The 26,303-nt window shown below is 64.7% G+C and carries 25 protein-coding genes, 1 tRNA gene and 1 pseudogene; 12 read left to right on the forward strand and 15 right to left on the reverse strand.

Annotated features, from left to right (window positions below; translation table 11 throughout):
• The first annotated feature begins 11 nt into the window (after positions 1-11).
• Positions 12-1,319: a sugar MFS transporter gene (locus SPMU_RS01495; RefSeq protein ID WP_088331239.1), complete on the forward strand. Its 1,308-nt coding sequence runs from the start codon at positions 12-14 to the stop codon at positions 1,317-1,319.
• A gap of 304 nt (positions 1,320-1,623) precedes the next feature.
• Here the strand turns inward: SPMU_RS01495 and SPMU_RS01500 are convergent, their stop codons facing one another.
• The 4 genes from SPMU_RS01500 to yajC form a co-directional block, all read right to left on the reverse strand.
• Positions 1,624-1,998: an Mth938-like domain-containing protein gene (locus SPMU_RS01500; protein ID WP_245832654.1), complete on the reverse strand. Its 375-nt coding sequence runs from the start codon at positions 1,996-1,998 to the stop codon at positions 1,624-1,626.
• Between the two features lie 7 nt (positions 1,999-2,005).
• The gene (gene secF, locus SPMU_RS01505; protein WP_088331243.1) at positions 2,006-2,977 is read right to left on the reverse strand and encodes a protein translocase subunit SecF; all 972 of its coding nucleotides are present in this window, start codon (positions 2,975-2,977) and stop codon (positions 2,006-2,008) included.
• Positions 2,978-3,140: 163 nt separating this feature from the next.
• The gene (secD, locus tag SPMU_RS01510) at positions 3,141-4,742 is read right to left on the reverse strand and encodes a protein translocase subunit SecD (protein ID WP_088331245.1); all 1,602 of its coding nucleotides are present in this window, start codon (positions 4,740-4,742) and stop codon (positions 3,141-3,143) included.
• 16 nt (positions 4,743-4,758) lie between these two features.
• Positions 4,759-5,097: a preprotein translocase subunit YajC gene (gene yajC, locus SPMU_RS01515; RefSeq protein ID WP_088333090.1), complete on the reverse strand. Its 339-nt coding sequence runs from the start codon at positions 5,095-5,097 to the stop codon at positions 4,759-4,761.
• A gap of 153 nt (positions 5,098-5,250) precedes the next feature.
• On the opposite strand from yajC, the gene SPMU_RS01520 reads away from it, so the two are divergent.
• From SPMU_RS01520 to SPMU_RS01540, 5 genes are all read left to right on the forward strand, one after another.
• Positions 5,251-5,556, forward strand: a complete 306-nt coding sequence (locus SPMU_RS01520) for a putative quinol monooxygenase (protein WP_088331247.1) — start codon at positions 5,251-5,253, stop codon at positions 5,554-5,556.
• Positions 5,557-5,610: 54 nt separating this feature from the next.
• A tRNA-Pro gene (locus tag SPMU_RS01525) sits at positions 5,611-5,687 on the forward strand.
• Positions 5,688-6,167: 480 nt separating this feature from the next.
• On the forward strand, positions 6,168-7,295 hold the full coding sequence (locus SPMU_RS01530) for an ROK family transcriptional regulator (protein ID WP_088331249.1): 1,128 nt from the start codon (positions 6,168-6,170) through the stop codon (positions 7,293-7,295).
• Between the two features lie 101 nt (positions 7,296-7,396).
• Positions 7,397-9,958, forward strand: coding sequence for a TonB-dependent receptor (locus SPMU_RS01535; RefSeq protein ID WP_088331251.1), 2,562 nt, complete (start codon positions 7,397-7,399; stop codon positions 9,956-9,958).
• A 2-nt stretch (positions 9,959-9,960) separates the two neighbouring features.
• A complete protein-coding gene (locus SPMU_RS01540; protein WP_088331253.1) occupies positions 9,961-11,235 on the forward strand; it encodes a YdcF family protein in 1,275 nt (424 codons plus the stop codon).
• Positions 11,236-11,331: 96 nt separating this feature from the next.
• Here the strand turns inward: SPMU_RS01540 and SPMU_RS01545 are convergent, their stop codons facing one another.
• On the reverse strand, positions 11,332-12,675 hold the full coding sequence (locus SPMU_RS01545; RefSeq protein WP_088331255.1) for an MFS transporter: 1,344 nt from the start codon (positions 12,673-12,675) through the stop codon (positions 11,332-11,334).
• Positions 12,676-12,905: 230 nt separating this feature from the next.
• Between SPMU_RS01545 and SPMU_RS01550 the strand changes: the two genes are divergently transcribed.
• Positions 12,906-13,538: a tyrosine-type recombinase/integrase gene (locus SPMU_RS01550; protein WP_088331257.1), complete on the forward strand. Its 633-nt coding sequence runs from the start codon at positions 12,906-12,908 to the stop codon at positions 13,536-13,538.
• A gap of 287 nt (positions 13,539-13,825) precedes the next feature.
• Here SPMU_RS01550 and SPMU_RS17515 read toward each other — a convergent pair.
• Positions 13,826-15,054 (reverse strand): annotated as a pseudogene (locus SPMU_RS17515) (MFS transporter).
• A 102-nt stretch (positions 15,055-15,156) separates the two neighbouring features.
• On the opposite strand from SPMU_RS17515, the gene SPMU_RS01560 reads away from it, so the two are divergent.
• The gene (locus SPMU_RS01560) at positions 15,157-15,747 is read left to right on the forward strand and encodes a TetR/AcrR family transcriptional regulator (RefSeq protein WP_169715607.1); all 591 of its coding nucleotides are present in this window, start codon (positions 15,157-15,159) and stop codon (positions 15,745-15,747) included.
• A gap of 388 nt (positions 15,748-16,135) precedes the next feature.
• Here the strand turns inward: SPMU_RS01560 and SPMU_RS01565 are convergent, their stop codons facing one another.
• Positions 16,136-17,029 (reverse strand): LysR family transcriptional regulator, encoded by an 894-nt coding sequence (locus SPMU_RS01565; protein ID WP_088331261.1) that lies wholly within the window; start codon positions 17,027-17,029, stop codon positions 16,136-16,138.
• Positions 17,030-17,136: 107 nt separating this feature from the next.
• Here SPMU_RS01565 and SPMU_RS01570 point away from each other — a divergent pair, with 107 nt between their 5' ends.
• Genes SPMU_RS01570 through SPMU_RS01585 form a run of 4 tightly spaced genes read left to right on the forward strand, consistent with a single transcriptional unit; the run spans position 17,137 to position 20,401 of the window.
• Positions 17,137-18,000 (forward strand): SDR family oxidoreductase, encoded by an 864-nt coding sequence (locus SPMU_RS01570; RefSeq protein ID WP_088331263.1) that lies wholly within the window; start codon positions 17,137-17,139, stop codon positions 17,998-18,000.
• Between the two features lie 36 nt (positions 18,001-18,036).
• A complete protein-coding gene (locus SPMU_RS01575; RefSeq protein WP_088331265.1) occupies positions 18,037-18,510 on the forward strand; it encodes an AtaL-like protein in 474 nt (157 codons plus the stop codon).
• A 44-nt stretch (positions 18,511-18,554) separates the two neighbouring features.
• On the forward strand, positions 18,555-19,622 hold the full coding sequence (locus SPMU_RS01580; RefSeq protein ID WP_088331274.1) for an alkene reductase: 1,068 nt from the start codon (positions 18,555-18,557) through the stop codon (positions 19,620-19,622).
• A 47-nt stretch (positions 19,623-19,669) separates the two neighbouring features.
• The gene (locus tag SPMU_RS01585) at positions 19,670-20,401 is read left to right on the forward strand and encodes an SDR family oxidoreductase (RefSeq protein WP_088331276.1); all 732 of its coding nucleotides are present in this window, start codon (positions 19,670-19,672) and stop codon (positions 20,399-20,401) included.
• A 639-nt stretch (positions 20,402-21,040) separates the two neighbouring features.
• Here SPMU_RS01585 and SPMU_RS01590 read toward each other — a convergent pair.
• From SPMU_RS01590 to SPMU_RS01625, 8 genes are all read right to left on the reverse strand, one after another.
• Positions 21,041-21,844 carry a hypothetical protein gene (locus SPMU_RS01590; RefSeq protein ID WP_140418373.1) on the reverse strand — a complete coding sequence of 268 codons (804 nt, stop codon included), beginning with the start codon at positions 21,842-21,844 and terminating at the stop codon, positions 21,041-21,043.
• Between the two features lie 14 nt (positions 21,845-21,858).
• Entirely contained in the window at positions 21,859-22,221 is a 363-nt protein-coding gene (locus SPMU_RS01595) for a DUF3768 domain-containing protein (protein ID WP_088331280.1), read from the reverse strand.
• A gap of 50 nt (positions 22,222-22,271) precedes the next feature.
• Complete coding sequence (locus SPMU_RS01600) at positions 22,272-22,850, reverse strand: tyrosine-type recombinase/integrase (protein ID WP_088331282.1); 579 nt, start codon at positions 22,848-22,850, stop codon at positions 22,272-22,274.
• Positions 22,851-22,977: 127 nt separating this feature from the next.
• Entirely contained in the window at positions 22,978-23,226 is a 249-nt protein-coding gene (locus tag SPMU_RS01605) for a hypothetical protein (RefSeq protein WP_088331284.1), read from the reverse strand.
• A 73-nt stretch (positions 23,227-23,299) separates the two neighbouring features.
• On the reverse strand, positions 23,300-24,427 hold the full coding sequence (locus SPMU_RS01610) for a hypothetical protein (protein WP_088331286.1): 1,128 nt from the start codon (positions 24,425-24,427) through the stop codon (positions 23,300-23,302).
• Positions 24,415-25,368, reverse strand: coding sequence for an MvdC/MvdD family ATP grasp protein (locus SPMU_RS01615; protein ID WP_088331288.1), 954 nt, complete (start codon positions 25,366-25,368; stop codon positions 24,415-24,417). The genes SPMU_RS01610 and SPMU_RS01615 overlap by 13 nt, the downstream gene beginning before the upstream one ends.
• Position 25,369: 1 nt before the next feature.
• Positions 25,370-25,561, reverse strand: a complete 192-nt coding sequence (locus SPMU_RS01620; RefSeq protein WP_140418374.1) for a hypothetical protein — start codon at positions 25,559-25,561, stop codon at positions 25,370-25,372.
• An 87-nt stretch (positions 25,562-25,648) separates the two neighbouring features.
• Entirely contained in the window at positions 25,649-26,290 is a 642-nt protein-coding gene (locus SPMU_RS01625) for a hypothetical protein (protein WP_140418375.1), read from the reverse strand.
• Positions 26,291-26,303: the final 13 nt, after the last annotated feature.

The following is a 26,303-nucleotide window of genomic DNA, read 5'->3' on the forward strand; positions in this document are numbered from 1 at the left end:
GGGATTTCACAATGGCATTTGCCCAAGGCGCGACCGGCGCCGATAGCGCGGCTCATGGGCCGGAGGGCGGCGGCGCTTCCTACGCCGACGCACCTGATCTGCGCTGGTTCGTATTTGCGCTGTTCTTCATCTTCGGCGGCATCACCAGTCTGAACGATATCGTCATGCCGAAGCTGCAGGAGCTGTTCACGCTCAGCCATGCGCAGGCGAACCTGGTCAATTCGGCGTTCTTCCTGGCGTATCTGCTGTTCTCATTGCCGGCGGCGGCGGTCGTGCGTCGCGCCGGCTATATGCGCACGGCAACGTTCGGCTTGGTCTTGATGACGCTCGGCTGCCTGCTCTTCATTCCGGCGTCCAGCTCCGCGACCTTCGGCATGTTCCTGCTGGCGCTGTTCGTGCTTGGCGCAGGTATCACCGTGGTTCAGGTGGTCGCCAACCCGCTGATCTCGCTCCTCGGTCCGCCGCACACGGCGCACAGCCGACTGACGTTCGCGCAGGCGTTCAATTCGCTCGGCACCACGATCTTTCCGCGCGTCGGCTCTACGCTCATTCTTGGCAGCCTCGCCGGGATCAGCGCCGCCACGCTGAGCGGACCGGCGCTTGACGCTTATCGTATCGAAGCATCGCGGACGATCGTGCACACCTATCTCGGGCTCGCCGTGGCGTTGCTGGTGATCGCCGCCGTCGTGTGGACGCGCCGCAACAGGCTTCAGGAAGAACAGGAGCAGAGCGGATCGATCTTCCACCCGCTGACGCTGCTCCGTCGCTCCCGCTTTGCCTTCGGCGCCGCCTGCATCTTCCTTTATGTAGGCGCGGAAGTGGCGATCGGCTCCAATCTCGTCGTCTATCTCGCGCAGCCGACGGTATGGAACGTGCCGCTCGAAACGGCAGGCAATTACGTGCCCTTCTACTGGGGAGGCGCGCTCATTGGCCGCTTTGTCGGCTCGGCGATCCTGCGGTTCCTCTCGCCCGGCAAGGTGCTGGCGACGGCAGGCTCGGTCGCAATCGCGCTGCTCCTGTTCTCGGCGAATGTCACCGGCAACGCTGCCGGCTGGGCGCTCATCGCGGTGGGCCTGGCCAATTCGATCATGTTCCCCACGATCTTCAGCCTCGCGTCCGAAGGGCTCGGCAAGCGGGCAGCGGAGGGTTCGGGCGTGATCGCGACGGCGATCGTCGGCGGCGCCGTCATTCCGCCGCTCTACGGCTCATTGGCAGACGCCTCGGGCAGCCTGGCGTTCGCGCTTGTGCTGCCAGTGATCTGTTATGCCATCATCGCCGGCTTCGGCATCTTTGCTCGCCGCCCGGCGGTCGCGGGGTAACGAGCGCAACGCCTCGTGGCCGGCCCCGCGCCGGCCACAGGTTTCGAAGAAGCGCCGTGGCCCGGTAACGGCGGGCGGGGTGAAATCGGCGGGGCGGCAGTACGACTGCCCACGCACGGTCGGCGGAAGGCTGCTGCTAGCGGCCGAAGGGAGTCACGAGGGCCAAGCGGGTCAGCCTTGGCCGGCGTCGGGTCCGACGCTGACCCCAAGCGCCTGATTGAAGCACTCGGCAGTAGCGGTCGCCCGGTTCATTGATCGCAGCCTCGGCGCGGAGCCCGCGCCCATCCGTCTCCGAACGCTGCGATCAGGCGGTGAGCGGGTAAATCGCTGCCGCGATCTGGCGCCCTTCGCCACGCAGCACGCCCCACGCCTTGGCTGCGGCGCGGCTATCCATCACTTCCACGCCAATGCCGCGCGCGTCCAGGGCATTGATCAGCGCGCGCGGTGGGTGCGAGAGCCGCTCCCCGCTACCGATCAGGATGAATTCCGGTGCGGGCTCCAGGATTGCCGCGAGCGCGGCCTCATCAAGGGTATCAAACGGGGGCGGCGACCAGGCTTGAGCCTCCGTCACCGTCATCAGCACCGCTTCGAGCACCCGTGTTTCGTCCAGGCGGAACCCGGCGCGTGTGAAGCCGCGAATGATCGGCCCGCCGGCATCCGGTTCGCGGTTGACCTTCACGATGGCTTCACTCGCCGCGCGGGGCGACCCGCTCGGCATTCTCGATGCCGCTGCGGGTTACCTTCTCCGGCGTGGGATTGGCGCGCAGCCCCAGCGTGATGAGCAGCGAGGAGGAGACGTAGATGGACGAATAGGTGCCCACGACAATGCCCAGGATCATTGCCGCCGTGAAGCCGCGCAGAACATGGCCGCCGAGGAACAGCAGCGCACCGAGCGCCAGCAGGATCGTCACCGACGTCATCACCGTGCGCGGCAGCGTTTCGTTCACCGACAGGTTCACGATCTCGCGCATCTCCATCTTGCGATAACGGCGCATGTTCTCGCGGATACGGTCGTCGATGACGATCTTGTCGTTGATCGAATAGCCGATGATCGTCAGCACTGCGGCGACGATGTTGAGGTCGAATTCGAACTGCGTCAGCGCGAAGAAGCCCAGCGTCATCAGCAGATCGTGGACGATTGCCGCGATCGTGGAGACGCCGAACTGCCATTCGAAGCGCACGATCGCGAACAGGCCGATGCCAAGCACGGCGAGCACCACGGCGAGGATGCCGTTGCGGATCAGCTCGCCCGAAACTTTGCCCGAGATCGTTGAATAACGATTGAAGGTGGCGCCGGGAAACGCCTGCGAAATCGCGGTTTCCACCTTCTTCACGGCCGCGTTGGTTGCCCCTTCATCGGCGCCCTGCTGGATCGGCAGGCGGATGGTGAGCGTCCGCGGATCGCCGAATTGCTGGAGCGACGCTTCGCCCAGCCCCTGCGCGTCCACCACCTGGCGCAACCGGTTCAGATCGGGCGGCGTGGGGAAGCGCTCCTCGATCATCAGGCCGCCTTCGAAATCCACGCCGAAGTTCAGACCCTTTGCATAGGTGATGCCGATGGCCAGCACCGACAGGATCAGCGTGAGGCCAAAGGCCAGACCGCGCAGGCGGACGAAATCGATGTTGGTATTGTCGGGGACGAGTTTCAGCAGGCGCATGGCAGTCTTCCGTTCCCCGCGGGGGCGAGGAGGGTGGTTACAATTCCCCTCCCGGCTGCGGGAGGGGTCGGGGATGGGAATACCCCATGTCCCGACGAAGGTGACCGGCCCGCTTCCGAACCCGCCCGCAGGTGGGGTGCGGCGTTCGGGAGCGAGCCCGCCATCATATGTTGATCGTCTTTGGCTTCGTCCGCCGCAGCCAGCCGGCCGTCAGCATCCGGGTGAACAACACCGCGGTGAACACGCTGGTGGCGATGCCGATCAGCAGGACGACCGCGAAGCCCTTCACCGGCCCCGATCCGAGCAGGAACATGATGACGCCCGAAATGGCGTGCGTCATGTTCGCCTCGAAGATCGTGCGGCTCGCTTCCTTGTAGCCAAGCTCCACGGCCTGGATGACCGAGCGGCCACGATGCCGTTCCTCGCGAATACGCTCGTTGATCAGCACATTGGCGTCCACCGCGGTGCCGATCGTCAGCACGAAACCGGCAATGCCCGGCAGCGTCAGCGTGCCGCCGATCAGCGCGAGCACGCCGACGATCACGAACACGTTGATGACGACGGCGAAGTTCGCATAAACGCCAAAGCGGCCATAAGTGACGAACATGAAGGCGACGACCAGCGCCACCGCCACGGCGGAGGCGAGGATGCCAGCGCGGATCGACTCTTCGCCCAGATCCGGGCCGACGGTCGATTCCTCCACGACCTTCAGCGCAACCGGCAGCTTGCCCGAGCGCAGCGCAATGGCGAGCTGGGTCGCGCTATCGGTGGTGAAGCTGCCCGAAATCTGCGCCCGCCCGCCGGTGATCGGCTCGTTGATGTTGGGCGCGGAGATCACCTGATTGTCCAGGATGATCGCGAACGGCTTGTTGACGTTCTCCTGCGTCACCCGCGCGAACTTGCGTCCGCCCTGGCTGTCGAAGGTGATCGCGACTTGCGGCTCGTTGGTCTGCTGGCTGAACTCCATCCGCGCGTCGCTGAGCTGGTCGCCATTGATGATGGCCGTCCGCTTCACCGCGATCAGCGGGATGCCGCTGGGATTATTCGGATAGGCAAGCACCTGGCTGCCGGCCGGCGCCTGTTTGCTCGCCAGTTGCTGCGGGGTTGCGGATTCGTCCACCAGCTTGAACTCGAGCTTGGCGGTCTTGCCCAGCAGGTCCTTCAGCGCTTGCGGGTTCTGCAGGCCGGGCACCTGCACGACGATCCGGTTGGAGCCCTGGCGGATGATCGTCGGCTCGCGCGTGCCAAGCTCGTCGATACGGCGCCGCACGACCTCCGTCGCATCGCCCATTGCAGTGTCTACCGCCTGGGTCAGCCCGGCCTGGGTCGGGGTCAGCACCAGGCGGCTCGAATCGACCACCTGGATGTCCCACTCGCGCTGGCCTGTCATGCCGACGCCGCCGCCGGTGATCGCCAGCAGCCGCTCGCGTGCGGCATCCACCTGCGAGGGATCGCGCAGCAGGAAGGAGAGTCGCCCGCCGCGGGACGAGATGTCGCCGATCTCGATTCGCGGGTTCTGGCGGCGCATTTCTGTCTGCACCTGCTCGCGCATCGCCTCCAGACGGTTCGCTGCCACGTCGTTGACGTCGGCTTCCAGCAGCAGATAACTGCCGCCGGCAAGGTCGAGGCCCAGGTTGATGCGGGGCAGGCTGACGCCCCATTGATCGGTGATGCGCTGCGGGATCAGGCTGGGGATCGCGAGCGCGCACAGCACCACAATCGTGAGCCAGATCGACGCGACCTTCCAGCGCGGGAAATCGAGCATGTTGGCGCCCCGGTCCTTAGTCGTTCGCCGGCTTGGAGCCGAGCGCCGTCACCTCGGCGAGCGTCGCCTTGACGACCTTGATGCGCGTGTTGGGTGCGATCTCGACTTCGACGAACTGTTCCTCGACCTTGGTCACCTTTCCGACGACGCCGCCGGCGGTCACGACCGTGTCGCCCTTTTTCACGGCAGCCACCGCGTTCTGCAGCGCCTTCATGCGGCGCTGTTGCGGGCGGATCATCAGGAAATAAAAGACGATAAAGACGAGAACGAGGGGCGCGAGGCTAAGAAAGCCGGCGAGGCCCCCCTGCGATCCGGCGCCGCTTGCCGTCTGGGCATAAGCTGGGGAAATGAACATGCCGTCCTTGCGTGCACATGAATCACGGCGGCCGGGAACGGCCACCATGCGAAGCCTGCGCCGCTAACATCGCTGCGGCCTTGGCGCAACTCGCCCGCGCAGGTACGTGAGGCGGTGAGTGGCCCGAGGCAGGGCACGGCAAAGGAGAGGTGAATGACGATCCTGGTTATGGGCACGATCAAGCTTGGTGCAGGCGAAGGCGCAAAGGCCGCCAAGATGCTGGCCGATCACGCCGCCGTGGTGCGCACGGAAGAGGGCTGCGAGGAATATTCCTTCGCCTTTGACGCCGCCGATCCCGATCTGGTGCGCGTGGCCGAGTGCTGGGCCAGCCCGGAGGCGCTCGCCGCGCATGGGCAGGCCGATCATCAGAAAGCATTCGGCCGCGCGCTGCGCGATCATTCGCCCAGCGCCATGTCGATCGACGCCTGGGACGGGCAGCATTGGCGCAAGCTGATCTAATCTGATCGCATCTTGCATAACGCGCGCGGCCCGCGTAGGGCCGCGCGTCTCGGTCGGGGCGTAGCGCAGCCTGGTAGCGCATCACACTGGGGGTGTGGGGGTCGCAGGTTCGAATCCTGTCGCCCCGACCAGAGATTTCAAGTACTTAGTGGTCGTTGATTGGCTCCCCGCCATATGCAGCTTTCGCCTAGCAAGCACCTAGCAAGCACGATTATCCCTAGGATAGCAGGATCTGAACTCGGTGAGCCAAGCGGCTGTGTCGGATCAGCGGCACCTTGGCGGTTCATTTTTTTTGATTGAAGCTGCGACTTACGACTCGGGCTCGTTGGAAGCGGGCGCGACTATCGCGTGCGGCAGTAATTGGGACTAAGCCGTCGTTCCCCGGCGCTGCGTTGGACGACCGGTTATGACAGCAGCGGACATCGCAGGAGAAATTCTAAATTGTCGACTACGGCCCCCAGATGCCCTAGACGGAGGCTCGGCCCGACGCGCGCATTCCCCAAACCGGCTTCGCACTGTTCAGACACAGCGGTACCGAGACGTGGCCAGAGCAAGGCGCCAAAGAACCAGTCTTGCTGGAAGCATTCTTCGCGAAAGGCTACCGGCGAGGGATGGTTCCAACTCCCACCGAACTGCCCGGCCGCGCGCTTTCCCCCAATGAGCGACGTGTGCTCGATATCCTGCTGCGCGGCACTGACGTCACCCGCGCCAACATCACCCATCTGACCGGGCTCACCGCGCAATCTTCGATGCGGCTGGTCGGCGCGCTGGAGGAGCGCGGGTTGATCCGCAGCGGCGATCCGGTGGCCCGCGGGCGCGGGCAGCCAAGCCGCTATCTCGAACTCGTCGCTGAGGCCGCCTTCACCATCGGCCTGTCGATCACCACCGACAAGCTGGCCGCGGTACTGTTCAATTTTCGCGGCGAATCCGTCGCTGAGATCGCCCGCCCGCTGACCGATGCCGGCTCGGGCGCGCTGCTCGGCATGGCGCAGGCGATGATCGACGCGCTGTGCGCGGCGCACCCCGTCACGCCGGGTGCGCTTTCCGGCATCGGCATTGCCATTGCGGGCTATTTCGTGGGTGACGGGCGGCGGGTGAACACGCCCGCCTCGCTCGAACCGCTCGCGCTGATCGACCTCGAACAGACGCTGGGCGAACGGCTCGGTCTGCCCGTGCTGGTCGAGAATGACGGCAACGCCGCCGCCATCGGCGAGAGCCTAGCGGGGCTCGGCCGGCAGTATCGCACGCTCGCCTATTTCTACTTCGCCGACGGGTTCGGCGGCGGCCTCGTCATCGATGGCGCGCCGTGGCGCGGCGCCAATGGCAATGCCGGCGAGATCGGCGGCTTCCTGCCGCCCGAGGTCTATCCGCCGCCCACCTTGTCCGCCCTGCGCGCGATCGTGGCCGAGGAAGGGGCGGCGTTCGATTCGCTGGATCGCATGCTCGCTGGCTTCGATCCCGGCCTGCCTGGCGTCGATCGCTGGATCACCACCGTCGCCCCCACGCTTTCGATGATCGCGTCGGCCGCCGCGACGCTGCTCGATCCCGACGCAATCGTGCTCGGCGGCCGCATCCCGGCCAGCCTCGCCGAGCGACTCGCTCCGCATATCCGCATCTTCAACCGCGGCCGGCGTGATCAGCCCCGCCCGGGACCGCGCATCCTACCCGGTACGGCGCGGCACGATGCCGCCGCCACGGGTGCCGCCGCACTGCTGATGAAGGAGCTCTTTTTCACTTGAAGTGATGTTTTGTCCTCCCGGTCACGAAACCGCAAAGTAAATCACTATAGGTGATTTAACAACGCGGCCATGATGGCTGCTGCGGTTGGGGGTTCTTCATCATGCCGGCTCGGTCGAGGGTTCATCATCTGCTGCTGGCGGGCACCGCGCTGCTCGCCTTTCCCGTTCATGCGCAGGAGGTCGTTTTCGAGGGCGAGGCTGCCGGAGCCGCTGTCGGAGATATCATCGTCACTGGATCGCGTTTCCGCACCACGCGCGAGGTCGCCGCCAAGCGTGACGCCGATATCGTCACCGACTCGCTGTCGTCCGATGACATCGGTGCGGTGCCCGATTTCAATATCCCCGATGCGCTCCGCCGCATTGCCGGCATCTCGACCGAGTTCGACGAGGATGAGGGCCGCTTCGTCAACGTCCGCGGCATCGATGCCAATCTCAACGTCGTGACCCTCGATGGCATCGCCCTGCCGTCCTCGGGCGATTTCGGTGGCACCGGCCGCGCGGTCGACCTCGAATTTCTGCCTTCAACCAGCGTGAAGCAGTTGCAGGTCTACAAGACCTTCACGCCCGATCTCGATGGCGGCTCGGTTGGCGGTCAGGTCAACCTCGTCACCCGCAGCGCGTTCGACAAGCCGGGGTTCGACCTCGTCGTACGCGGCACCGCCAGCCATTACGAACTCACGGACATCCCGTTCGACAACCGCCTGCCCCTGCGTGGCGAGGCGACGATGTCCACCCGCTTCGGCGCCGACCATCAGTTCGGCCTGGTGCTGACCGGCCTCTATTCGGTGCGCCCGCGCGACCAGATCAAATTCTTCTCGGTCAACGGCTTCGAGGGCGCCTTCGCCAACATCATCCCGGCGGACCGCTTCAACACCTCGCTCTACGGCAATGACCAGACCCGCTTCGGCGGCAACGGCAAGTTCGAATATCGCCAGGGCGGCACCTATGCCTTTCTCTCAGCCTATTGGTACAAGCAGGCGGAAACCGAGACTCGCTACGTCAACAACCTGCAGATCCGCGCGCAGGACGTGACGGAGACCGGCCCCGCCACCGGCCGCGCCGCGCAGGCGGTAAACAACGTCACCGCCGACTATTTTCCGATCGAGACGCAGGGCCGCGGCGTGCAGATCTATCTGGATCAGGAGATCGGCGATCGCGGCCGGCTGAACGCCACCGCCGGCTATGGCGAGCAGATGTTCGACCATGAGACGCCCGCGATCGGCTTCCAGACCGCGCGACTGCCCGGGCTCGGCTTCGATTTCGACACCTCCGGCCTCGTCCAGACGCGCAGTCCGGTGAACGACCCCGCGCTGTTCGCCGATCCCGCGCGCTATACCGCCAACCTCGCCCGTTATCGCGATCTCCACACCGAGGAGGGACTGTGGGATGCCAAGGCCAGCTATGGCTGGAACAATGCCCGCGGCGCCGAGGGGTCTGGCTTCAAGCTGGGTGGCGAATATCGCCGGCTGCGGCGGATGCGCGACAATGAGCAGTTCGATCTGCCCGCCGCCGCGCGCGGCCAGTTGCGCCTTGCCGATTTCCTGTCCGATCGCACCATGGCGACGATCTACCAGCCCGAATCCTTCCTGTTCAACGATACGGGCAGGCTGCGCAGTTTCTTCGACAACGCCGATCTGGTGCGAGATGCCAATGCCTCGACCAGCGCCGATTTCGTCTATCGGGAGGAGATCGCCTCGGGGTTCGCCATGGGCACGCTTACCGGCAGCCGCTACAAGCTGATCGCCGGCCTGCGCTATGAACATACCGATTTCAGCGCCGATGCGCGCGACCAGCGCAACGTCGTCTCGGGCCGGTTCGGAGATTGGCTGCCCTCGATCAACGCCCGCTTCGATGCCGGCCGCGATACGGTGCTGCGCGCCGCCTATTCGCGCACGCTCGGCCGGCCCAATCCGGGTGATCTCGCCACCACCACCACCATCACCGAAGCGTCGGACCAGGCGCCGGTGGACGTGATCGTCACGCGCGGCAATCCCGATCTCAAGCCGCGCCGATCGGACAATTTCGATTTGTCGATCGAGCATTATTTCGATGGCGGCAACGGCATGATCGCCGCCGGCCTGTTCTACAAGAATATCAGGGGCGACATCTTCAACCTACGCACCCGCGGCGACTATCAGGGGCAGAGCGCCGAATTCCGCCAGAATATCAATGCAATGGGATCGAAGGTGAAGGGCATCGAACTCTCCGCCTCGCTGGCGCGGATGCCCTTCCTGCCAGGCGCGCTCTCCGGCTTCGGCGTTTCGGCGAATATGACCTTCATCGATGGATCGATGGAAATTCCCGCGCAAGGCAGCGGTGACGATCTGTCGGTCAGCACCGAAAAGCTGGGCAGCCGCATCCGTCAGCCGAACTTCATCGCCAACGCCGCCCTGTTCTATAACCGCGACGGGTTCGAGGCGCGCGTCGCGTGGAACCGCACCGCCAGCTTCCTCACCAGCCTCACCCAGAAGGAGGCGGCCTACAGCCAGGTCGATGCCTCGCTGCGCTACAGCCCCGCGCCTAATTGGCAGATCTCGCTGGAGGGCCGCAACCTCACCAGCGCCAACCGCACGCAACTGGCCGACATTGACGATTTCGACTTCCTGTTCGGCGTCACCGGTATCGACCGGTCCTTCCACCTCGGCGCGACCTTCCGATACTGAGCATGGGAACCGCGAAGATCATGTTTCGACCGATGCTCGCCGCCGCCGCGCTGCTGATGCTCCCCACCGCCCCGGCGCTTTCCGAAACCGGCGCGGCGCAGGCGGAGCCCGATTATCGCCCGGTGGAAGGCGGCCTCACCGTCGCAGGCCGCAATTTTTACCTGCTGAGCCTGCTCTCCGCGCTGCCCGAACCGCGCGATGCGGTGGCGCGCGATCCGGCGCTGACGGCGCTCGCCGCCGAGCGTTCGCAGCGGCTGTCGACGGCGGCAGACTGCCAACCCAAGCCTGCCTGCACCGTTTCGGCCTGGCGCTGGACGGCGGCGGACATCGCCACCGTCGGCGCGGCGCTGGCGCGGCTGCCGGACGAGGCGCGCCGGCCGCTCGCCGGTCACCTACGCCGCTCGGGCATGGTCGCCCGCCACGCCGCGCTCGAGGATGCCGCGCTGATCGAGCGCGCTTGGGCGGAAACGGCGGCGGGGATCAACCATATCCTCGACGTCTACGGTCTCGGCCAACCGCCGCGCTATCCGGCGATCGACGCGATCTCGTTCGACGTGACGAAGCCCGATTTCGCCGCCTTCATCGCTTCCGCCCACGCGACGGTGATCGCGGTGACGCCGGTCGACGCGCCCCTGTTCGTTCTCCCACGCGATTTCGCGCTGACCCTGCTCTACCTCAACGAGCGCGAGGATGCCGCCGCGCACGAGCCGCTCGACCGCGAGAATGAGGCCGCGATCGGCCGCATCGCGCGAACCGACTGGCGCCGCTACCGCTACTCCGCGCTGCTCGTGCTGGGCGACGGGCCGGAAATGCCGGAGGCCCGGCTGGGCGCGCTGGGCAAGCTCAGGCTGATGGCGGCGGCGGCGCGCTGGCGACAGGGGCTGGCGCCGGTGATCATCGTCTCGGGCGGCAGCGTGCACCCGGCACACACCCGCTTCAACGAGGCGATCGAGATGCGCCGTGAACTGATCGAGCGCCACGGCATCCCGGCGGACGCGATCATCATCGAGCCCCATGCCCGGCACACCACCACCAATCTGCGCAACGCCGCGCGGCTGATGTTCCGCTATCGCATCCCCTTCGACCACGACGCGCTGATCGTCACCAGCGAGGGGCAGAGCCAATATGTCGAAGGCCCGGTGTTCCGGACGCGCTGCCTTGAGGAACTGGGCTATATGCCGGCTAGCATCGGCGCCCGTGTCTCGGCGTTCGACCTGGTGTTCCGACCGCTGGCCATCTCCCTCTCCCGCGACCCGCTAGATCCGCTGGACCCGTGAGATGTTGAAGACCTTTTTGAGGAGGGGTTGGGTGGAGGCGAGCGAAGCGAGCTTCCAGCAACGCCGGAAACAGCGTCGTCGGGGCGCATAGAGCCGCTACCGCCGCCGCAACCGCCCGATCACCGCCGCATGCCGGCGATGCGTCAGCGGCAGCCGCGCCGCCAGCGTCGCCGCCAGCACCCCGCCCGCGATCGGCACGGCGCAGCCCATCAGGTCGATCGCGGCGCGCACATCGGCGCTCGTCTCGCCCGCGCGGAAGCCGGCGAGGTCCAGCGCCACGCCCAGCGCCGCGACGCTCAGCGCGCCGCCCAGCTTCAAGATCACGAGGAAGGCGGTGAACATCGCCATCTCGCGCCGGCGGCAGTGGCGAAACTCGTCGAGGTCGATGAGGTCGGCGAGGATCGCCCAAGGCATCATGTAGACGCCGGCCAGCCCCGCCCCGGCGGCGAGCACACATAACCCCGGCAGCAGCCCCGCGTCGTCGCCCGACAGCCAGAATGCGGCAAGCGCCGCTGCGGTCACCAGATGCGCCGCAGCCAGCAGCATCCGTTTCTCGTGCCGCCGCACCAGCCACGTCCACATGGTCACGCCGGCGAACTGGCCGAACACCAGCAGCATCATCGCCTCCGCCGCGAAGCCGCCCTGTCCGGCGACATAAGCGCTGCGATAGAGCAGGGTCCGCCCGAACAGTGGCAGTGCCAGCCCGGTGAGCAGCCCGATGCCGGCCAGCAGCGCGAAGGGCGCATCGCGCGGCGGCAGCAGCGCATCGCGCCATGCCAGACGCCGCCTCGGCGCCGCATCCCCGGCGGCGGGCGCGGTCGCCCGCCACACGACGAGCATGGCGAGGCAGAACAGCACGCCCGCGATTATCGCCGCCACCGGCAGGAAGCGCGCCGCCACCGGCCGGTCCGCCAGCATTGGTGTGAGGCTCAGCGCTACGCACAGGCTGGCGAGCGAACTGAAAAAGAAGCGATAGCCGGCTACCCGCCCCCGCGCGCGGCTGTCTCGCGTCACCCCCGCGAGCAGTGTGTTGTGCGGCACATCGACCATCGAATAGCCTGCGCGGAACAGCATCGCCGTCAGCGCCACCGGCACCAGCGCGGAAACCCCCAGGTGCGGCATCGCATAGAGCAATGCGAACGCCCCGCCGCACAATGGCGCGCCGGCCAGCATCACCAGCCGGTAGCGTTGCGGCGGCGCCCCCGATCGCCCGATCGCGCCGCACACCAGCACGTCACACAGCAGATCCGCCGCCATCGCCGCCAGCAACAGCACCCCAGCGACGGCAGGTGCGATGCCGATCAGGTCAGTCAGCAGGAACAGCAGCGACACGTCCGCCGCCGACCAGACGAGGTTCTTGCCGAAGTTGCCGAAGGCATACCCGGCAAGACGCGCCTCGCTGCGGATTTTAGATCCACGCCCTTTATCCGCTTCGATCATCCGAGCGCCGATAGGCTTGTTCCCTCACATGGTGAAGGAGCGCGGCTTGCGCTTCGTCGAGGGGCTCGAGTTCTTAGGTGTGCATGAACGGCAACTTCCGGCGCTAGGGGCCGTTCGACGCGTTGCCAGTGGACGGCGTATGTTGGCCGGCACGAGCCCCAAAGCCACTCCTGCGCATCCTCGCCGACAATCGTTCTGCAGATGGCCAATGTGGCCATAGGAGAACGATCATGGAGATGTCTGACGCAGAACTCACCGCCTCCAAACGCCCGGTCTGGAATGCCGGAAGGACCGTGGGTGCAAAGCGGGCTCTGAAACCGAAGCAGATTTGGGAAATCCGCTTCTACCTCAACCAGCGCCGTCGCTTGCGAGATCGGGCGCTGTTCGATCTGGCGATCGACAGCAAGCTTCGGGGCTGCGACTTGGTGCAGATCAAGATCGGCGACCTTGTCAGCGGCGGACAGATCCGAACGCGGGCAATCGTCATGCAGCAGAAGACAGGTCGACCCGTTCAGTTCGAACTGCTGCCAGATGCTCGGGCGAGCTTGCTGGCATGGCTCGAACGCCGAGGCGGCACAATGGACGACTATGTGTTCCCGAGCCGGGTCGATCACAATTGGCACCTGAGCACGCGGCAGTACGCTCGGCTTGTCGACGAATGGGTGACAGGGGTTGGGCTGATGCGAAGCGAGTATGGCACCCACTCGCTTCGGCGAACTAAGGCATCGATCATCTACCGGGCCACGGGCAATCTGCGAGCTGTCCAGATCCTTCTCGGCCATAGCAAGATCGAGAATACGGTGCGCGATCTCGGAATCGATGTGGAGGACGCACTCGCCCTTGCCGAAAACACCGAGATCTAAACCCACTGGCGCCCGTTTCCGATAGAGAGCCGGACACGGGCGTCTGGGACATTCCGGTCTTCCGAGCCAGCCGCCTTGGACGGCGGCTTTGGTCAGGAGCGGTCATCCCGCATGACGTCACGGAAAGCCCGCGTACGCGAAGAATTGGCTGGACGAGCCCGGGCAATCTTTTGGGAACGGCATAGTCAAGATCGGCCCTTCGCTGGTGTCACAGCCGTTCGGTTTTGACACCGCAGACTTCCCGATTGAACCAAGTTATAGGGAGCCCAATGGTTTCTCGAAACCTATCAGCGGCTTGGCTGGGCGCGGTGGCCGGGTGGAAAGGCAAAGCGGCGCGCAGCCAGTGCGATTACGAAGGCAATCACCGCCACCGTGGCGACCGCTGGCGGCAGCAGCGGCGTCCCTCCAGTCGTGAGCAGCGCCCCGCCAAGCGCACCACCGGCCGCAATCGCCAGGTTCCAAGCCGTGGTCACCATTGCCTGTGCCAGATCGACGCCATCGCCGGCCGCGTCGGCCGACGCCGTCTGCATCATCGCCCCGGCACCGCCGAAGCCCAGGCCCCAGATGACGGCACCTGCATAGACGGCAATGCCCTGTTCGCCGACGATGGTCAGGAGGATCGCGACCGCCGCGAACGATCCGATCGCGATCAGAACCAGCCGGCGCAACATCCGGTCCACCAGCCGCCCGACGATCCAGATGCCGGCCAGTGAACTGACGCCGAACGCTAACAGGACGAGATCAACCCGCACTGCCGCAGCCGTCGCGAACGGTGCGATATAGGTGTAGAGGATGTTGTGCGCCGTCATCCAGGCCAGGATGACGAGCAGTATGGGCACGACGCCCGGTGTGGCGACGACGCGACGCAGCGAGGGGCGATCGTCGCCCGTCCGACCGGCGGCATCGGGCACTTTCACGACGATCCAACCGATCAGCACAATGCCGACCGCCGAGAGGATCAGGAACGATCCGCGCCAGCCCACCAGCCCCCCAGGAACGTTCCCAACGGAACACCCAACGAGAGCGCCAGGGGCACGCCGACCATGGCGACCGCCATCGCCGGCCCGGTCTGATCGGGACGCACGATGCTGCGCGCGTAGCCAGCGAGGATTCCCCAAGCGAGACCCGCCGCACACCCGGCGACGAACCGTGCAACCAGCACGAGCGCGATCGATCCGGCCAAGGCCGTCAACGTGTTGCCGATCACGAAGCAGACGATGGTGGCGAGCAGCACAGGCCTTCGGTGAAAGCCTTGCGTCAGACTGGTGAGTGGGATCGCGGCCAGCAGCGATCCCAGAGCATAGACGGCAACGAGCTGCCCCACGATGGCTTCGGAGACCCGGAGGCCGGACGCGATCTGCGGCACCAGGCCGGCGGGCAGCGTCTCGGTGACGATGCACAGGAAGCCACTGGCCGCGAGGCCGGACAGCGCCGCGGTCGGCAGGCCCGCCCGCGGACCGGACTCCTCTCCGACGTGGCCGGGCGTAAGGGAAAGCGGCATGATTGTCCTTGGCATTGCTATGATGCCTGCCCGGTCTAGGAGAGCAATCGGAAGCGTGGGTAATTCCGTTAACGCCCACTACATAAATATCGCTCTCCGACGGGAGGAAATTCTATAGTGACTGATAAAGAAAATAAGAGAGCACGAGGGCGGCCGCGCGGTTTCGCGCTCGACGATGCGATCGAGGCGGGGCAGCATCTGTTTCACGAGCATGGCTACGAGAATGTCAGCGTGGCTGCGCTGACCGAGGCGATCGGGATCACTCCGCCAAGCTTCTATACGGCGTTCGGCAGCAAGGGGGCATTCTTCAGGGATGCGTTGCAGCGCTACTCGACGACGGTAGTGCCGCTTGATCGCTTCCTGATCCCAGGCCAATCGCCCCGGACTGCCCTCGGCGACATGCTGATGGCTGCGGCGCGCGCTTATTCCGCCCATCCGCAGCGGCGTGGTTGCCTGATCCTCGAACACGCCAAAGCGGGGGCGACGGAGTGGGGCATCGCCGCCACGCAGATCGCAGGCGAGAACCGCAGAAGAGTGCAGGCGTTTCTCGAAGCATCCGACATCCCGGCGCCGGCCCGCGTCGCCGATTACGTCGCCACGACCATGCTCGGCCTGTCGTCCGCCGCACGCGAGGGATGGGAGGAAGCAAGGCTAATTGCCGTGGCTGAAACCGCGTTGGGGGGATTAGACCAGCTCGTGCAGCGCTAACGATCGTAGTGTCGGGGTGTCAGAACCGGTCGGTTTTGACACGCTGTTCAGAGCACGGTCTTCCGCCCACTCGTAGGTGTCAAAACGGCGTGCCAGAACCGGCAGCTTTCAGAATTCGTAGCGACAACCGGGTCCGGCGAGCGCCGCCGGATAGTTGCATGAGGCTCGGGCGACTGCTCTTGTCCGATCCTGACGTTCGCCACAACGGCAGTGAATGTCGCAGTTTGGTCGGAAGCCGCCTTCTGCTATCGTAGCGCTACAGCGTAGGTATAGTGCTCATCATCATCGGGCGTGGCCCGCCACACGCCGCCGTTCACCGCGAACTCCTACCCACAGGCCGAATCCGCTACGCTGACGAGGGGCATAGACCCGTTGATGGCTACACGCGCTATGTCCCGATGTAGGCAGCTAGCTCATCTGGCGTTCCCTTCGGAAAGGCTTCCTTCAGATGTTCCAGGAATGCGGAAACGCGAGCGCTCAGAAGACGTCGGGAGGGATAGAGCGTCCAAAGGGCGATGGGTGGCCCATCCACATCACCCCAGTGCACGAGCGTGCCGGCCACCAGGTCGTGGCTCACGAGTGAAATGGGGAGGCGCGCCACGCCGCCGCCGGTGCGGACAGCGTCGCGCACCATGATCATGGATGACAGACGCAGGACCGGATCAACGGCGAAGCGAAATCTTCCCGCAGACGTCGTCACCTCCCAGTGAGTGCTTTGATCGCTCGCGCCGCGCACCACAGCCGGCGTGACCGTATGATCCGTCGGCCGCGGCACCGCCGGGCTCGCCACAGCCACAAGCCGGTCGCGCAGAAAGATGCGTCCGACAAGACTGTCGTCAGGCTCCGGGTTGACCCGGATCACCAGGTCATAAGTCTCCTCGACCATATCGACGGAGCGGTCCTCCGTCGTGATTTCTAGCCTCACTTCCGGATATTTGACCGCGAATTGGGCGGCGATTTTCCCCATCGCCATCTGCGAGAAGAGCAAAGGCGCGCTGACGCGCAGTCGACCTCGTGGCATGCCGCCGCCGGAGGCGATCGCCGCAGCCGTCTCTTCAATCTCGGTCAGCAGAGCGCCTGTCCGCTCGAACAGCGCGCGCCCTTCCTCCGTCAACTTCAACACGCGGGGCCCGCGCTCGAACAGGCGAAGATCCAGGCTCGCCTCCAGTTCCGACACGCGCCGGGACAGGGTCGCCTTCGGGCGGCCCGCGGCTCGGGAGGCTTTTCCGAACCCTCCGTGTCGGGCGACCAGGTTGAAATCGGCAAGCGCAAGGAGGTCCATACATGTTCCAGGAGTGAGACGGTCTGTCCATATATAACGCCTACCGGCATGAACGTGGATCTCTAACTTGAGGACAGCCAAACGGCCCACCTTAAGGAGCGACCCCAATGACCATTCTCGTAACTGGCGCGACCGGCAACGTCGGCCGCAACGTCGTCGAACAACTCGTCAACCGCGGCGCTGACGTGCGCGCTCTGGTCCGCGATCCGTCGAAGGCTGGTTTCCCAGCCTCCGTCGAGGTCATTCAGGGCGACCTCCTCGACGTGGACTCGCTGCGCTCCGCCATATCCGGTGTCTCGACGCTGTTTCTGCTGAACGGGGTCGTCGCCGACGAATACACCCAGGCACTGATCGCCCTCAACGTCGCCCGCGAAGCGGGGATCGAGCGGATCGTCTACCTCTCGGTGATCCACAGCGACATCTACGTCAACGTGCCGCACTTCGCGGGCAAGTTCGGCGTCGAGCGGATGATCGAGCAGATGGGCATGAATGCCACGATCCTGCGCCCGGCCTATTACATGGACAACGAGATCACGATCAAAGACGTCGTCACGGGCTACGGCATCTACCCCATGCCGATCGGCGACAAGGGCCTCGCGATGATCGACGCCCGCGATGTCGGTGAGGTCGCCGCGATCGAGCTGATCCGCCGCGAACAATCGGCCACGCCGCTGCCGACGAACCGCATCAACCTCGTTGGCCCCGACACCCTGACCGCCGCGAGCGCCGCCGCCATCTGGACCGAAGTCCTGGGCCGCCCGATCGCCTATCCGGGCGACGACACCGCCGGGTTCGAGCAGAACCTGCGGGCGTTCATGCCGAGTTGGATGGCCTTCGACATGCGCCTGATGGCCGAGCGCTTCCTCAGCGACGGCATGCTCCCCGAGGTCGGCGACGTCGATCGGCTGACCACCCTGCTGGGCCGCCCCCTGCGCACCTACCGGGACCACGTCGCGCAGATCGCCGGCTGATCGCTTCCCCCAACCACACAGACAAGGAAAATCGACATGATCTATTCGACGGCAACCGTCCCGGTGAACCCGCAAGGCGAAACCCACCTCACCCGCGAGCAGGTCTGGAAGGGCCTGGAACTCAAGGCCCGCGATGCCCGCCTGTTCCTCCCGGCCGGCCTCTGCACCCGCTGCGATGTCACGGAGGAGAGCGCCACGCACTTCGTTCGCGACGCCACGATCGCGGGCGCTGACCTGCGCGAGATCATCACCCTCGAGCCGCAGCGCAAGGCGACCTTCTTCCAGGCGACCGGCCCGCGCGAAGGCGCGATCATCAACGAGCTGTTCGAGGATGAAGCAGGCGAGCTCCAGCTGAAATTCTACTGCTATCTCGGCCTGCGCGACATGCAACCGGGCGGCCCCGAAGAACAGGCCGAGCAGGCGCAGTTCGAGAGCGACAGGGGCTACAAGGCCGCCCTGCTGTCCACGCTGAAGCGCACCCGCGAGATGCTTGCCGAGGGCAAGCTCTGATCCTCGCCTTCCCTCGATCATCTAGCAATCCAAGGAGAAGTCCCATGACCGATGTCTGGTCCCCAATAAAGCTCGGCAACCTCCAACTGCCGCATCGCCTGGCTATGGCGCCGATGACGCGCAGCCGGGCAAAGCCCGACGGCACCCCCGGCGATCTGGCCCCCGAATATTACGCGCAGCGCGCGACAATGGGCCTGCTGATCACCGAAGGCACCCAGCCCTCCGAGGACGGGCAAGGCTATACGAACACGCCCGGCATCTATACCGACGCCCACGTCGCCGGATGGCGCAAGGTCACCGATGCCGTCCACAAGGCTGACGGCCAGCTGTTCGTCCAACTCATGCACGTTGGCCGCAGGTCGCATCCGGACAACACCGCGCATCATCGCCAGCCGGTCGCTCCCTCGGCGATCGCGCCTGGAGAGCAGATGTTCACGCCGAAGGGAATGCAGACCGTACCTGAGCCCTGCGCGCTCACGACCGCCGAAGTTAGGCAGACCATCGCCGATTTCGCGCACGGCGCTGCCCGCGCGATCGAGGCGGGCGCGGACGGCGTCGAGGTCCACGGCGCGAACGGCTATCTGGTGCACCAGTTCCTGGCGCCGAACGCCAACAAGCGCACCGACGAATATGGCGGCTCGCTCGAGAACCGCGCGCGCTTCGCCATCGAGGTGGTGCAGGCCATCGTCGCGGCGATCGGGCCTGAGAGGACGGCGGTCCGCCTCTCTCCCGGCCTTCCGACAGGCGGCATCGTTGAAGGAAACGCCAACGACGACCTTTACCGCTACCTGGCGACAGAGTTCGACAAGCTCGGCCTTGCCTATCTGCACGTCCTGCACATTGGCAATGAAGCGCTCGTCGCGGACATCCGTGAGGCGTTTGGCGGCGTGCTGATCGTCAATCGCCCGGGACGCACACGTGAGCAGGTGGGGTCTGATGTCGCAGCAGGTGTCGCCGACATCGAAGCTCTGGGCTCCATGGCGCTTGCCAATCCGGACCTCGTTGCCCGTCTCAAGCAGGGCGCCCCGCTCAACGAACCGCGTGTTCCCCTGTTCTACGCCGGCGGCGGAGCAGAAGGCTATACCGACTACCCCTCTTTGCAGCCGATGTGAGCCCGCATCCCGGCCCTCCAAACAACGCACAGTTCAAGGAATGTCCCATGTCGAAAAACAATCGCATCGCGCTGGTCACCGGCGCCAACAAGGGAATCGGGCTCGAGATCGCCCGTCAGCTGGCTCAGGCCGGCGTCGCGGTCATCATCGGCGCCCGTGATCTAGAGCGCGGCAGCGCCGCCGCCGCTGATCTGACATCGGCGGGCCTGCAGGCTACTTTCGTACCCATCGACCTCAATGACTTCGAGACCATCGGCGCGGCCGCCGAGACGATACGGGCGCAACACGGCAGGTTGGATATTCTGGTCAACAACGCCGGCATCTTCGACGCAGCGGACGGGCCCCCCAGCGTTGGGTCTGCTGAGGCGGCGCAGCGCGTCATGACCACGAACTTCATCGGCACGCTGGCGGTCACCAAAGCCATGCTGCCTCTGCTACGCGCGGCGCCGGCTGCGCGCATCGTCAACCTCTCCAGTTCGCTCGGCTCGCTCGCGGGCAACGGTGATCCGACGTCGCCATATTATTCGGCGCGGTACATTGGCTACAACGCCTCCAAGGCGGCGCTGAACATGCTCACGGTTCAACTCGCCGAGGAATTGAAGGACACGTCGGTCGTCATCAACTCGGTGAGTCCGGGCTTCGTCAAAACCGACCTGAATGGGAATACCGGCTTCATGACCCCCGAAGAGGGCGCCAAGCTGCCCGTCGAATACGCTCTGCTCGGCGAAAACGCGGTCTCGGGCCGCTTTGTGGAGCCGGGCGGGCAAACGCCCTGGTAGGCTGCCAGACGCAGCGTCCAGATCTGGCAGCCGAGGTTATGCGCGAGGACCAGACCGCGGCGGGCGGGGACCCGAGCGCGATCGAAGCTGCGCGATCGGTCTTGAGGGCGGATCGACCTTGGTCACCGAAACCGAAGGTTAAGGGGCGTTGGCGGTCCTGTCGCCAATGGGGGGCGAATGCGATCAGCACCTATGCGCCGCTTCTCAAGAGCCTGCGCACATCGCGCGACTCACGCCCGGTAGGTCAGCGGTGGTCCGGGCATCTGCTGGTATTTGTCCGCAGTCTAAGTTCCGAGCCGGGGCTTTCGCGCCTAAACGACAATCAGCATCGCGATAGCAGTTTTCGGGACAAGCGGTGGGCCGAGCCCAATCACTGAGATTGGGTGCCTTCCTGCCGAGCAGTTTCGCGGCAGGGTATGGCCGCTTCTGACATGAGCGGCCATTTGCGCACTCGGCGCGCAGTGGCTCGATGTGGTCGAAAGGTGCTGATCAAGGCATCCCATTCTTACCACGCACCGAGCATCAAACAGCGTAGCGGTGAGCTGGGCAATTCTCTGCACTGGAGGGTGCTCGCACAGGTCAGCGGCACTCATGGGAAAATGACACTTTTCCACTGAGTGCGAGGAGCAAGCAGGCCGTTTACAGCTCGCGATCAAGCGGCAACAGCCAACGTCGATACACAAAGCCGAATGCACCATCAGCTAGCTCTTCATACGGCAACGGCATGCCCGACACGTAGATCGTGTGGAGCGTAGGCGAGGGGCGCTGAATGCGGCCGTTCAGCCCGCACGCTTCCCAGTTAAAGCAGGAGATGTAAGCGCGAGGTCGCCCGTCGGCATGCGGCTGCGACAATAGCTTGCGCTTGGCAGCCAGCGTGCCGGCGTTGCTCATGCGGTCGTGGGTCGGATTGACGATGATGTCGGCAGCCAGGATCGCGTCGCGTGCGGTGTCATCGACGAACTGCGGTTCGGTGCGTCCGCGGATGATGTTGAGCTCGCCGCAGATGAGTGCGAACACGCTGTGCCGCTCGAGCTCTAGGCTGCGCTGATCCAGCTGGCGCACGAAGCGCGCCAGACGCGTGTTATCGGCAGCGGCAATCTGTCGGCTGCGCGCAAACGCTTCGCGGCCAAATCGATAAAGGTCACCTTCGCCGGTAATCGCCCACATGGCGTGCCAACGCCCTGCCTCGCGCTGAGCACGGCCGTCATAATGGACCTCGGTGACAATGGTGCCCGAGCGCGGCTCGTTGGCGATCTCGCGGGCGAGCTTGTGCAGCTGCTTGCGCGAATGCACGGCATAGCCGGCGGTCACCAGCAAGTGGGGTTCATAAGCATCGCTTGCGGCAAGGATGAGCCGTGTGCGCTCGGCAGGGCTCAGGATCATGTCAGGTCCGCATCGCGCGAAGGAGATGGTACCAACCTCCAGCACTGGTGGCTTTGCCATGGTGGTTTCCGCCCTTAGTATTCGTCAGCCAGCATCACCGTGAGCACGCGCGTGGTGACGCTTGGATCGGCGGGATCGGGAGAGCCGAACCGCATGGCGCGGTCATAGCAGTCGATCTTCCAAAAAATTCGCGTGCCGTTCCACTCGACAGCGCCGAAATCATGCTCGCCATAGGGGTCGTTGTCGGGTGTGAATGCGTCAAAGCAGGCGACCGCCTGCAGGATGTCGGCCAGGGCACCTTTACCAAGCGCGATCACGCCAGCGGTGACCGCCAGCCTACCATCGACGGGCATCTGGCGGAAGGCATCGTTGAGGCGAGCAATCGGGCTAAGGGTGTCTGATGCTTTAGAGGCGTGAGTCGTCGACTTCGCGTTCATGCGAATTCTCCTGAAGCGAGCGATGTGAAGGGAAGAAGGGGAACTCGTCGTCAGACGAGGCGGACAAGCCTGCGCTGGCTGTCGCGGTCACCCTGGATGTAGCGTTCGGTCGTGGTGAGCTGGCGGTGTCCGGCGAGTTCCTGAACGTCGCGCAGTGACCCGCCCGTGCGCGCTATCAGTCGCGCGGAGCGCGTGATGAAGGTGCGCCGGCCTGAGTGTGAGGAACAACCTTGCAGCCCCAGCGCGGCGTAGGCCGCGGCAAACCAGTTGACGATGCTGCCGGCACGCATGTGCGCGCCGCGCTCGGAACGGATCACCGGGCCAGCTGTGGGCTTGCCTTGATGATTGTGCAGCCGTCGCAATGCGGTGGCGAGTTCCGGATGGATGGGCAGCTGCCGCGCTGCGCCGTTCTTGGCGATGCTGGCGGCGACCAGCAGCTGATCGCCGATGTGCCCGTTTGCTCGCAACACCATCGTCCAGTCGAGACCGGCGATCTCGCAGGCACGCAAACCTGCCTTGAAGCTCAGCACAACAATGACGCGATCACGTAAAGGGTGCCGGTTGGTCGCGACATACTGCACCAGGCGGTGCACGTCGTCACGCTCCAGCACCCGGGCAGGGTGGGGCATGGTAGATCTCCGATGTTGAGGAAAACAGCATCGGCAGTGCCGCAGCTGTGCTGCTATACTAACACAGTCTACGTTGAACGTCTATTCGTTGCAAAAGCGTAATGATGAACGCGCGTGCTGTCACGTCTCAACGGTCGCACGGCACTTCGTGTAGTAGGCGGATGCGAAGTTCGGCTGTGGCGCCCAACTGTTCGATGCGCACGTAAGCGGCGTCGAGTTCGCGCGAGATGTCAGATGCCAGAAGGCATACACGCCGCAGTTGGACGCCGAGTTCGGGAAGAAATAGGAGCACGTGTTCGAGGCCGTCGTCGGGCAGCGCCGTCACGACCCCAGGTGCGTGCAGATCAGCAAGGATTGCCGCCACAGCATCGGCCATCCTGTGCGGTTTGTCTCTAAGAGAGAGGCAATCATGGCGGGGCATGACGCACTAGTAGCACCCTATGTACCAGTTAGCTCGCTATCGGGCTCCTGGACTGCGTGTCGTATTTGGGTGGAAAGCGGTCCGGCCGCTTTAGAGCGGGTTGCTGCAAGAATGCCCTTTCGTTCATCTCGGGGATGAGGGTACGGGCGTCTGCCAAGAGCGGAATGTCCGACAGTCTCTGGTCAGCACCCTGGAATAAATATATCCGGAAGCCAATGTAGAAGTTGTTGGTTTCGATGTTCGCATCGAGGCTCGAAGTTCGCAAGTCATCTGTTGCGCTTGTTGGATCAGGCTTACCGATCCGTAGAACCAGCTTTTCTCGTCCTGATGGCCTTCCCGCAGTGCGGTCTATTTGTAGGGCTGCCGCTTTGGGCTGACCCGTGCGTCGTCCCGCTCGTTCTGGACAGGCGGAAGGTGGCGCCAAGCCTTTAGTTACTGGTGGCTTACGAGTAATGGTCGTTGGTATCTGAGTTGTGCTTTTCGCCCGGGTCGTTACCGGGCGCTCGCCATTCGAAAAAATGGTCTTATACTCGGCAGTGGCTTTGCCTAGTGCTGCTGCAACAAGTCCAACGAGCATGGCGCTTGCGAAAACGAGAACACCGTTCCTGATTGACACGATAGCAGCTGCCGCCTCGTTGGCGCGAAGCAGATTGTCCCGTTCAAAGCTGCGTGCGGCCGCGATCATCTCCTTGCGAGCGGTGTCTCCGCCCGCCGCGACGATGCTCAGGTACCCCGCTCCGTAGCCGTAACGGGGCTTCGGCCGCAGGCCGTTGAAGCCGATCAAAACGCCTGTCAGCAGGAGGGCGGCGGCGAGCAGGAAGAGGACGGCTGCAGCGATCTTCCACCCCGATGCCGTCAGATCCTGCAGCATCGTCGAACCGACGAGCCCGCCGACGGTGACTGATACGGACAGCGCGGCGGTCAGCTTCTGCAGTTTATCATCGAGTTCCTTCCCCCGCGTCCACTCGGCCTCGATTAGCTTCGAAAGGTCTGCGTCCGACAGGGTAGCGATCGGTCCCCCGGTGCTGACCGCGCGCCGACGGATCATCGAGTTGGTTCGCCACATTGCGATCGGCGTCCAGAGTTCGCGGGCTATGAAGCGGACGGGGCGGAACGGCAGCGCCGCCAGCGTCCGGATGCGAGCTATTGCGGGCATGACAGTGCTTCCGCAATTGCGGCGGCGATCGGACGTGTCTCGCTATCGAGCCATCCCCATTCGCCGGTCGGATTTACTTCGATGAACCAGGTTCGCCCAGCGGCCATAGCTAAGTCGATGGCTCCATACCGAAGGCCGAGACTGGCTACGAGCTCGCGGCAACGATCGGCGTCCTCGTGGCTGAGGACGTGGTCTACAATCTCCAACTGGTCCTTCGCGGTAAGCCGCCAGTCGCCTTGGATGCCAGTCCCACCACGCTTGATCGACGTGCACCAGAGACGGTCCTCGACGACGGTGACCCGAAGGTCGATCTTTTCGAGGAGGGCCTGCTGAACGGTCAGCGGCGCGGCGGTGAGTTCAGGAACGGCCGCATCGTTCCAGGCCATGATGGACGTGTAGCCGAACAACTGGTCCGGACCGTCGCGCAGCAGCAGCGTGTCCACGCTCTTGATTGCGACGAGCTGACCATCGGCTGCTGGAGGATTGATGCCGGGGTCATTGGTCATGACCGTGCGTGGCACGTGGAAGCCGACCCGCGCGGCTTCGGCGAGCTGCACCGCTTTGGTCTCAGCCCGGTACACTGCAGAGAGGTGGTTAAACCATCGCGCGCGACCGAATGCCATCATGGAACGCATGAAGGCGGACCATTGCGATCGCTCCAGCTGGTCCTGCAGGGTAGCGCCGCCCCCTGCGACGTTGCGGTCGAATGTGCCTTGGCGCCACCATACCGATCGAAGCTCCGGACCGACCGTCCAGGTCAGGTCGTCGTTGCGGCAGGTAAGGCGAGGTTCGACCGGGTCGAGCGCCACCAGGACCTCGGGAAGCCGTTCTCGGTTCAGGCGGAGGAACGTCGTTCCCCGACGCGTCAGTTCGCGGCAGACCCGGTCGGTGGCGAAGTCGAGATCGCTGGTGAGGATCAGCACCTCGACCTGATACGTCATGCTACTGACCTTTCTGATCCTCCCCCGTCTCGAGGTCGTGCTTCTTGCTCTGAGGAATGTGGTCGGGATCGTCGCACAACGGCCCGTTGGGCCCGTTCCACATGCCGCTGGCGAAATCGTACGAGGCGTCGCGCGGGCGCCCAAGCTCGGGATCCGACAGGGTCCGTCGGGTGGTCTGCATCAGCGGGTGCATTCGGCTCTCCTCAGTAAGGTTCGACATATCTGTACAACCAGCGATCCGGCTGGCGTGTTCTTGGTACGTCGCGATGGGCGCCGATTGTCATGTCACCGGCATCAATCGATCGTCGCCGACGTCGAGATGACCGTCCCACTGCCTGGGTCCAGCAAGGAGGACGGGCTCGCAGTGCTCCTCCGCACGAAGCGCCGTTAGGTACAGGCAGAAGGGCATCCAGATCTGCTTGCCAGGCTGCTCGAACTGCAGCTGCGCTTTGACCTCGATCAGGCCGTCATCGTTGTCGTACCCGGCCATGAGCGTGACACGGTTGGAGCCGTTCAGGACGAGCTTGGTGCCGTTCATGAGCGCTACCACGCATAGCGATATGAACGGCTGGACCGCCTTCCACGCGAGCCTCTCGCCCGATAAAAGGTATCCACCCTCAACGAGAGCGTCGGCCAGATCGCGATGTAGGCCCGTATCTGTGAAGTCGGGATTCCAGATGAAGGCGCTACCGAGATAATCGATGGTGCGACGCTCCTTTCGAGTGACGTCCTCTCCGCGTTCGACCTTCGCCAGACCTCGTTTCAGCGCTCCGCGCGCCTCGGGACGGGTGAGCCGCAGCCGGGCCGAGAGCTGCGCAGGGGTCGCGACCCGAAGATTGGCCTTGGCGACTTCTCTGATCTCGCCAAGCGTGAAGGCGCCCTCCGTGCGGATTTTCAGGAAGGTCTGGATGCTCAGCAGCACGTCGCTCGTCTGC

It is taken from the genome of Sphingomonas mucosissima, assembly GCF_002197665.1.
GTDB classification, from domain to species: Bacteria; Pseudomonadota; Alphaproteobacteria; order Sphingomonadales; family Sphingomonadaceae; genus Sphingomonas; species Sphingomonas mucosissima.

Bases quoted from the DNA above. Each gene is read 5' to 3' on its own strand.
- SPMU_RS01585 (WP_088331276.1), top strand. From the start codon at position 19,670: ATGTCGAAAAACAATCGCATCGCGCTGGTCACCGGCGCCAACAAGGGA.
- SPMU_RS01590 (WP_140418373.1), bottom strand. From the start codon at position 21,844: ATGGCAAAGCCACCAGTGCTGGAGGTTGGTACCATCTCCTTCGCGCGA.
- yajC (WP_088333090.1), bottom strand. From the start codon at position 5,097: ATGTTCATTTCCCCAGCTTATGCCCAGACGGCAAGCGGCGCCGGATCG.
- SPMU_RS01535 (WP_088331251.1), top strand. From the start codon at position 7,397: ATGCCGGCTCGGTCGAGGGTTCATCATCTGCTGCTGGCGGGCACCGCG.
- SPMU_RS01620 (WP_140418374.1), bottom strand. From the start codon at position 25,561: ATGCACCCGCTGATGCAGACCACCCGACGGACCCTGTCGGATCCCGAG.
- secD (WP_088331245.1), bottom strand. From the start codon at position 4,742: ATGCTCGATTTCCCGCGCTGGAAGGTCGCGTCGATCTGGCTCACGATT.
- SPMU_RS01610 (WP_088331286.1), bottom strand. From the start codon at position 24,427: ATGCCCGCAATAGCTCGCATCCGGACGCTGGCGGCGCTGCCGTTCCGC.
- secF (WP_088331243.1), bottom strand. From the start codon at position 2,977: ATGCGCCTGCTGAAACTCGTCCCCGACAATACCAACATCGATTTCGTC.
- SPMU_RS01605 (WP_088331284.1), bottom strand. From the start codon at position 23,226: ATGGCCGATGCTGTGGCGGCAATCCTTGCTGATCTGCACGCACCTGGG.
- SPMU_RS01615 (WP_088331288.1), bottom strand. From the start codon at position 25,368: ATGACGTATCAGGTCGAGGTGCTGATCCTCACCAGCGATCTCGACTTC.
- SPMU_RS01565 (WP_088331261.1), bottom strand. From the start codon at position 17,029: ATGGACCTCCTTGCGCTTGCCGATTTCAACCTGGTCGCCCGACACGGA.
- SPMU_RS01575 (WP_088331265.1), top strand. From the start codon at position 18,037: ATGATCTATTCGACGGCAACCGTCCCGGTGAACCCGCAAGGCGAAACC.
- SPMU_RS01540 (WP_088331253.1), top strand. From the start codon at position 9,961: ATGGGAACCGCGAAGATCATGTTTCGACCGATGCTCGCCGCCGCCGCG.
- SPMU_RS01580 (WP_088331274.1), top strand. From the start codon at position 18,555: ATGACCGATGTCTGGTCCCCAATAAAGCTCGGCAACCTCCAACTGCCG.
- SPMU_RS01550 (WP_088331257.1), top strand. From the start codon at position 12,906: ATGGAGATGTCTGACGCAGAACTCACCGCCTCCAAACGCCCGGTCTGG.
- SPMU_RS01570 (WP_088331263.1), top strand. From the start codon at position 17,137: ATGACCATTCTCGTAACTGGCGCGACCGGCAACGTCGGCCGCAACGTC.
- SPMU_RS01495 (WP_088331239.1), top strand. From the start codon at position 12: ATGGCATTTGCCCAAGGCGCGACCGGCGCCGATAGCGCGGCTCATGGG.
- SPMU_RS01530 (WP_088331249.1), top strand. From the start codon at position 6,168: ATGGTTCCAACTCCCACCGAACTGCCCGGCCGCGCGCTTTCCCCCAAT.
- SPMU_RS01545 (WP_088331255.1), bottom strand. From the start codon at position 12,675: ATGATCGAAGCGGATAAAGGGCGTGGATCTAAAATCCGCAGCGAGGCG.
- SPMU_RS01600 (WP_088331282.1), bottom strand. From the start codon at position 22,850: ATGCCCCACCCTGCCCGGGTGCTGGAGCGTGACGACGTGCACCGCCTG.
- SPMU_RS01595 (WP_088331280.1), bottom strand. From the start codon at position 22,221: ATGAACGCGAAGTCGACGACTCACGCCTCTAAAGCATCAGACACCCTT.
- SPMU_RS01520 (WP_088331247.1), top strand. From the start codon at position 5,251: ATGACGATCCTGGTTATGGGCACGATCAAGCTTGGTGCAGGCGAAGGC.